This is a genomic window from Rugamonas violacea (genome assembly GCF_016461825.1).
In the GTDB taxonomy this organism is placed as follows: Bacteria; Pseudomonadota; Gammaproteobacteria; order Burkholderiales; family Burkholderiaceae_D; genus Rugamonas.
In genome coordinates this window covers 47,012-53,422 of record NZ_JAEMNU010000028.1, presented here as the reverse complement: position 1 = coordinate 53,422, position 6,411 = coordinate 47,012, and the positions used below count along the sequence as shown (strand labels likewise).

Below are 6,411 nucleotides of genomic sequence, written 5' to 3'. Positions count from 1 at the left end.
CTGGCTTGGCATGAAAGAGGTCTACGTTGCAGCGAAAACAATGGGAAAATTACGAGACCGGGCCAGCACCAAGAATTGTGTATAACGGCGTGGGTTTACACACATCTTTTTCTGACCGTCGCACTGGCCCGCAAGAACCGCACTTTTTGAGTGTTTTTGCTTAAAAATTGAGCAAAGTCGTTGTGCGTTGACGGGAAATCCATCGGGCAGGCACTCCGGGATTGCTGTTTCTGCAACAGCTGGTGCTTTGTAAGTGTTTGATTTTATTGGCGAAAAAAGATGTGTATAAACCTATGACTTTAATGACATCTCCAACATCGGCGTAGAACAAGTCGAAGATGCCTCGGTGTTACTAGGCTACTGCTCTGGCGCACTTCTTCATGGGCATTTCAACTATAGCTCTAAGAAGATCCATACCTGGACAATCGCGCTAATTGCCCGCGTTGAAGAGCTGTTGAAGCGAACGACAGACGTGAACGGCAAATGCGACCTCCTTGCACATCGCGCTTACGCAGCGACTTTGCAGTTTCAAAAAGGGGAACAGCCCTCAGTCGACTGGAACGAGCCGTTTAAGTGGTGGAACCGACTACTTACGGAAGTCAAAAATGCACCGCTCTTCCCTCTCGAGCGCCTTTCTGACCTTATGACCGTACTTGCCCCCGTAATCGGAGATGAGCCAGGATACTCCCCGCTCACTGATAAGCTTGATGAACTCCTTAGCAGCCGTTCGCAAGGGTTTATCGCAGCGGAAAAGTGTCGCGATCGGGCGATAGCGTTTATGGACCAGTCACGGCCAATTCGCGCTATCCACGAGCTGCACAACGCAAAAATCAAATGGTTTGCCAAAGAAACACTTAGAGGAACAATCCTCTCGATGCTGATGCTGTCACGTCTTTATGCTGATATCAACTTGGTCTGGGCAGCGAAATATTACGCCCTTGCAGCTGCGTATTTAGTTCACAAGGACAATGATGACAAGTTGATGCGCTATTTCCCTGATGCCTTGATCCAGCTCTTCAATACTTGCTATCAAGGTGGCGAATGGCTAACTTGCATCAACTTGTTATCGTTGGTTAGCAATGCTCATTACCAATTCCACTCCAACCCTGAGGACTACGAAAAGCACCGCCACTTCCAGTCCATCATTGTTCATTCGATGATCATCTTTCAAAGCAATAAGAAACTGGGAAGCAAGGAAATTGAAGCACATTTTCTCAAGGTCTTAGAACATTGGCCACTCCCAGATGATCTCAATGACTTGGTTTTAGCCGATGACGAGTCTGCTGAAACTTGGATTAACTCTACTGAACCTGACCAACTTTGGAAGAGAATCGACGCTGAATTAGACGGTGTCCCGTTCTCTGATGTAGGAAAAGCCAGAACGTTTGCTTGGCGAGCGCTAGGTATACACTGGGAAGTCCACTGCACTAACGATCCAGAAACAGTCGCAATGGTGGAAAGCTTCGTTTCCTGTTTGCAGATCGTCACAGTTGATCTTGCGGACAAAGACTTGAACTTGATGCCTACGACGGTAAAAATCGAGGCAAGTTGCTTCAAGGCTGCCAAGTTTGATCTGGAAGAAGTAACCGGCACCTTGGGTTCAAATTGGAAGCTTGAAATCCCTTCGAGTAGCTCAAGCGATGACCTAAATTCTTGGGCACTAGCTTTTGCCACAGTAATCTTGACCAGCTGCAGCCTCCTCTCCGGGGAAAAATGTAATTCGATTTTTGAAGAATCGTTCAAGAAAGGGCTTCAAGCGAAAACTTTCGTAGTACGCCCTTATCACGACTTACTCAACGAGTTCAGCCAAAGCGAATTTGAGAAAGCAAAGATAGAGATTCAAAGGCCGCATTCACCTGATGCGATTTGTTTGCATGAAGCCGAGGTCTTGGCCTGGAAAGGAGGGCCTGGACTGGGGTATTCGGAATCCAACTCGGAGGAACAAATCTCAAACCGTTATAATCGCGCGTTGCCTCCCGTACGTCATTCGATTGCGTATTTCAATGGACTGCCTGAGTTTCGCGAGCTGGTTCGTTCGTTGCGAGCACAAGGCTACAAAGACTGGCACATTATCCTTATGATTGCCAATATTGCGCTCAACAAAAAAGCCCCTGTCGACACTAACTACAGGCCTGGTTCGGCTGAAGACAGGAAGGCAATCGTTGTTGCATTCGAACATGGAGAGTCCCCGGATGATCCACTTTTAACCATGGAAGACTTGCTACGAACTCCAATTGAAATGCACCTAAAAATGCAACTCAGCACTGTTTGCTTAACCTGGCGCCTCTTCTTCAAGAGTCAGACCCCTGATTTCGAGGCACTTAGACGGGTACTCGTGGAACGATATGGATACATGACTGACGATGTCCCACACGATCCGATTTTTGTAGATACGCTTTGAGTTTTTCCACATCGAATTTGGCCTGATGATGCGTCGAGTGGCTTCCCGGTTTCATCCAATAGCAATCACTCGGATCTACCGCGAAAGCAGGCCGGATGTTCGCATTCCGGTCCTGTATTTGCTCTCGAAAAGCGGGCTGCTACCTCAGCCGTTACGGTGTTGAACCAGTTGCTTGATGCCGGAGGCGCCGACGAAAGCTCCCCGCTCGCCGACCTGGTTAATACTTTAGGTTCGCTGATCGCCGATTATGAAGACCTGCAAAATCCGCCCAGGGCGGTGGCTCCCAAAGTGACCTTGCGTTTTTTGATGGAGCAGCATCAACTGACTCAGTCCGATCTACCCGAAATAGGTAGTCAGGGCGTGGTGTCGGAAATTTTGCGCGGGAAGCGCGAACTGAATCTTCGACAAATCAAAGCGCTGGCTGGACGCTTTCAGGTCCCTGCCGCAGTCTTTATCTAAGGCCGACTTTACCCGCCTCAGGCCGGCAGTTGCAGCCGGTAACCGACCGCCGTTTCGGTCAGCAGGTAGCGCGGCTGGGTCGGGTCGTCCTCCAGTTTGTGGCGCAGGTGGCCCATGTAGATGCGCAGGTAATGGCCATTCTCCGACTGCGACGGCCCCCACACGGCGCGCAGCAGCTGCGGGTTGGTCATCACCCGGCCGGCGTTGGCCACCAACACGGCCAGCAGGCGGTACTCGGTCGGCGTCAGATGCACGCTCTCGCCGTTGCGCGTGACGCGGCGGTTCTGCAAATCCACCGCGACGGCGCCGAACTGCACCAGGCCGGCCTGGTCGGCCGCCGGCTGACGCTGCCGGCGCAGGGTGGCGCGCACCCGCGCCAGCAGTTCGCCGACGCCGAAAGGCTTGCTCAGATAATCGTCGGCGCCGGCGTCGAGGGCGGCGATCTTGTCGGCCTCGTTGACCCGCGCCGACAGCACGATCACCGGCACCGCCGACCACTTGCGCAGGTCGGTGATGAAGTCGATGCCGTCGCCGTCGGGCAGGCCGAGGTCGAGCACCACCAGGTCGGGCTTGCGGGTGCCGGCGTCGATCAGGCCGCGCTGCAAAGTGGCGGCCTCGAAGACCTGCCAGCCCTCCTCCTCCAGCGCGCTGCGCACGAAGCGGCGGATCTGCGGTTCGTCTTCCACCAACAGGGCGGTGGGCAGGGTTTCATTCATCGTTGTGTCCAATATGTTCGGCGTCCAGATCCGGCATGGCCGGCGGCGTGCCCAGCGGCAGCGTGAAAACGAAGGCGGCGCCGCCGGCCGGCGACTCGACCGCCCGGATGCTGCCGCCATGCGCCTCGATGATGGCGCGGCAGATCGCCAGCCCCAGGCCGACGCCCGGCTTGGCCGACTCGCGCTCGCCACGGGTGAATTTTTCGAAGATGGCCTCCTCGCGGCCGTGCGGCAGGCCCGGGCCGTCATCATCCACCATCACATTCAGCCAGACGCCGTGCAGCGTCGCCGTCACGACGATGCGCGAGCCGGCCGGCGTGTACTTGGCGGCGTTCTCCAGCAGGTTGCACAGCACCCGCTCGATCAGCACGGCGTCGAAGCGCACCAGCGGCAGATCGGCCGGCAACTCGGTAGCGATGCGGTGGCCCTTGAGTTGCGAGCCGCTGGCGCGCAGCGCGCTGCCGACCACCTCCTCCAACGCATGCCACTGCAGGTTGAACTTGACCTCGCCGCTCTGGATGCGCGCCATGTCGAGCAGGTTGGCGACCAGCGCGCTCATACGCAGCGCCTCGTCGTGCAGCGCGGCCGCCACGTCGAGCTGGGCCACGGCCAGCGTCGGCTTCGAGCCGACCAACGACTCGGACAGGCCGACCAGGGAGGTCAGCGGGGTGCGCAGATCGTGCGACAGCGCCGCCAGCAGCGAGTTGCGCAGCCGCTCGGACTCCATGTTGACCAGCGCGTTCTGCGCCACCTCGATGTAGTGGACCCGCTCCAGCGCGATGGCGGCCAGGGCGGCGAAGGTGTCGAGCTGCTGGCGCTGTTCCGGGATCAGTATCCAGCGGCGCTGCTCCGGTTCGATCGCCAGCACGCCACGGGTGCGCATCGGCGCCACCAGCGGCAGGTAGAAGATGCGGCTGGCCGGCAGCGTGTCGGTGCCCAGGCCGGCCACCTCGGCGTGGTCGAAGGACCACTGCGCGATGCCGCTGTCGAGCACCGACAGCTGCGCCTTGGCGCCGCCCGGCAAGGTGGCGGCGGGCGGCAGCAGGCGGCCGTCGTCGTCCGGCACCAGCAGCACCGAGCGGGCGCGGAAGGCGCGCTGGATGAAGCTTTGCGTGGTCTCGAAGATCTGCTCGGTCTGCAGCGCGCCGGACAGCTCGCGGGCGAACTCGTACAGCGCGCGCGAGCGGGCCTCGCGGTGCGAGGCGACGCGCGCCTGGAAGCGCAGGCCGGCGGTCAGGTGGCCGGTGATCAGGCCCACCGCCAGCATCACCACGAAGGTGATCACGTACTGGAAGTCGGAGACGGCGAAGGTGAAGCGCGGCGGCACGAAGAAGAAATCGAAACAGGCGACGCAGACGCAGGTGGCCAGCACCGACGGGCCACGGCCGAAGCGCACCGCCACCAGCACCACCACCAGCAGGAACAACATGGCGATGTTGGCCAGGTCGAGGTAGGCCAGCAGCGGCGTGGCGGCCAGCGCCGTGGCCAGGCTGGCGGCCACCGCGCCGAAGTAGCCGAACCGGCGGCGTTGGCGGTCGCCGGCGTCCAACTCGCCGTCCGCATCCTGCGCCGCCGCCGGCTTCGGCGCGGCCGGCCCGGTGCTGACGTCGCCGATCTCGATCAGGTCGATGTCGGGCGCCAGCTTGGCGATAGCCTTGATGTGCGGCCTGCGCCACGGCCAAGTGGGATGGCCGCGCGCCATGACGATCTTCGACAGGTTGTGGCTGCGCGCGTACTCGACGGCGGCGCCGGCGATGTCGCCGCCGGACAGGACGGCGGTGCTGGCGCCCAGGTCGCCCGCCAGCTTCAGGGTGTTCAAAATCTGCTCGCGCTGCGCTGCCGGCAGGCGTTGCAGCGCGGGCGTTTCGACGTAGATGGCGTGCCACTCGGTGCCCAGCTGGCCGGCCAGCCGTGCCGCGCTGCGCACCGTGTGCTCGCAGCCGGGGCGTGGGCCGACGCAGGCCAGCAGCGCCGCGCCGGTCTTCCAGATGCCGGCGATCGACTGCTCGACGCGATAGGCGCGCACGTCGTCCTCGACGCGGTCGGCGGTGCGGCGCAGCGCCAGCTCGCGCAGCGCGATCAGATTCCCCTTGCGGAAGAAGTTCTTCGAGGCCCGCTCGGCCTGCTGCGCCTGATACACCTTGCCGCTCTTCAGGCGGGCCAGCAGCTCGTCGGCCGGAATATCGACCAGCACCACCTCGTCGGCGCCGTCGAACACCGTGTCGGGCACGGTCTCGCCGACGCGGATGCCGGTGATGCCGCCGACCACGTCGTTCAGGCTCTCCAGGTGCTGCACATTGACGGTGCTGAGCACGTCGATGCCGGCGTCGAGCAGTTCGTCGACATCCTGCCAGCGCTTGGGATGGCGCGAGCCGGGCGCGTTGCTGTGGGCCAGCTCGTCCATCAGGATCAGCGGCGGGCGGCGCGCCAGCGCGGCGTCGATGTCGAACTCGGCGATGGACTTGCCGCGATACTCGACCAGCTTCGGCGCCAGCACGTCCAGCCCGGCCAGCATCGCCGCCGTCTCGCTGCGGCCGTGCGTCTCGACCACGCCGACCAGCACGCGCTGGCCGTCGGCCTGCAATTTGCGCGCCGCCGCCAGCATGGCGTAGGTCTTGCCCACGCCGGCCGAGGCGCCGAAGTAGATGCGCAGCTTGCCGCGCGCGGCCTTGCGTTCCTGCGCCTGCACCTGGGCCAGCAAGGTGTCCGGATCGGGGCGCTGCTTATCGGTGGGGAACATGGGTCATGGTTCGGTTTCGTCCAGTACAAAAAGGCGCCGGCCGGGAGCCAAGGCGCCACGACCGCGCAAACCACCCAAGGGCAAAGAGCCGGGGG

4 protein-coding genes are annotated in these 6,411 nt (G+C 60.7%); 2 read left to right on the top strand and 2 right to left on the bottom strand.

The window, feature by feature from the left end; all coding sequences use genetic code 11:
* Positions 1-346 precede the first annotated feature (346 nt).
* Positions 347-2,401 (top strand): hypothetical protein, encoded by a 2,055-nt coding sequence (locus H7U20_RS05530; RefSeq protein WP_199518607.1) that lies wholly within the window; start codon positions 347-349, stop codon positions 2,399-2,401.
* Between the two features lie 159 nt (positions 2,402-2,560).
* Complete coding sequence (locus H7U20_RS05525; protein ID WP_199518606.1) at positions 2,561-2,860, top strand: helix-turn-helix domain-containing protein; 300 nt, start codon at positions 2,561-2,563, stop codon at positions 2,858-2,860.
* Positions 2,861-2,877: 17 nt separating this feature from the next.
* Here H7U20_RS05525 and kdpE read toward each other — a convergent pair whose 3' ends face one another.
* Positions 2,878-3,576, bottom strand: a complete 699-nt coding sequence (gene kdpE / locus H7U20_RS05520) for a two-component system response regulator KdpE (protein ID WP_199518605.1) — start codon at positions 3,574-3,576, stop codon at positions 2,878-2,880.
* Positions 3,569-6,316, bottom strand: coding sequence for a two-component system sensor histidine kinase KdpD (gene kdpD / locus H7U20_RS05515; RefSeq protein WP_199518604.1), 2,748 nt, complete (start codon positions 6,314-6,316; stop codon positions 3,569-3,571). The genes kdpE and kdpD overlap by 8 nt, the downstream gene beginning before the upstream one ends.
* Positions 6,317-6,411: the final 95 nt, after the last annotated feature.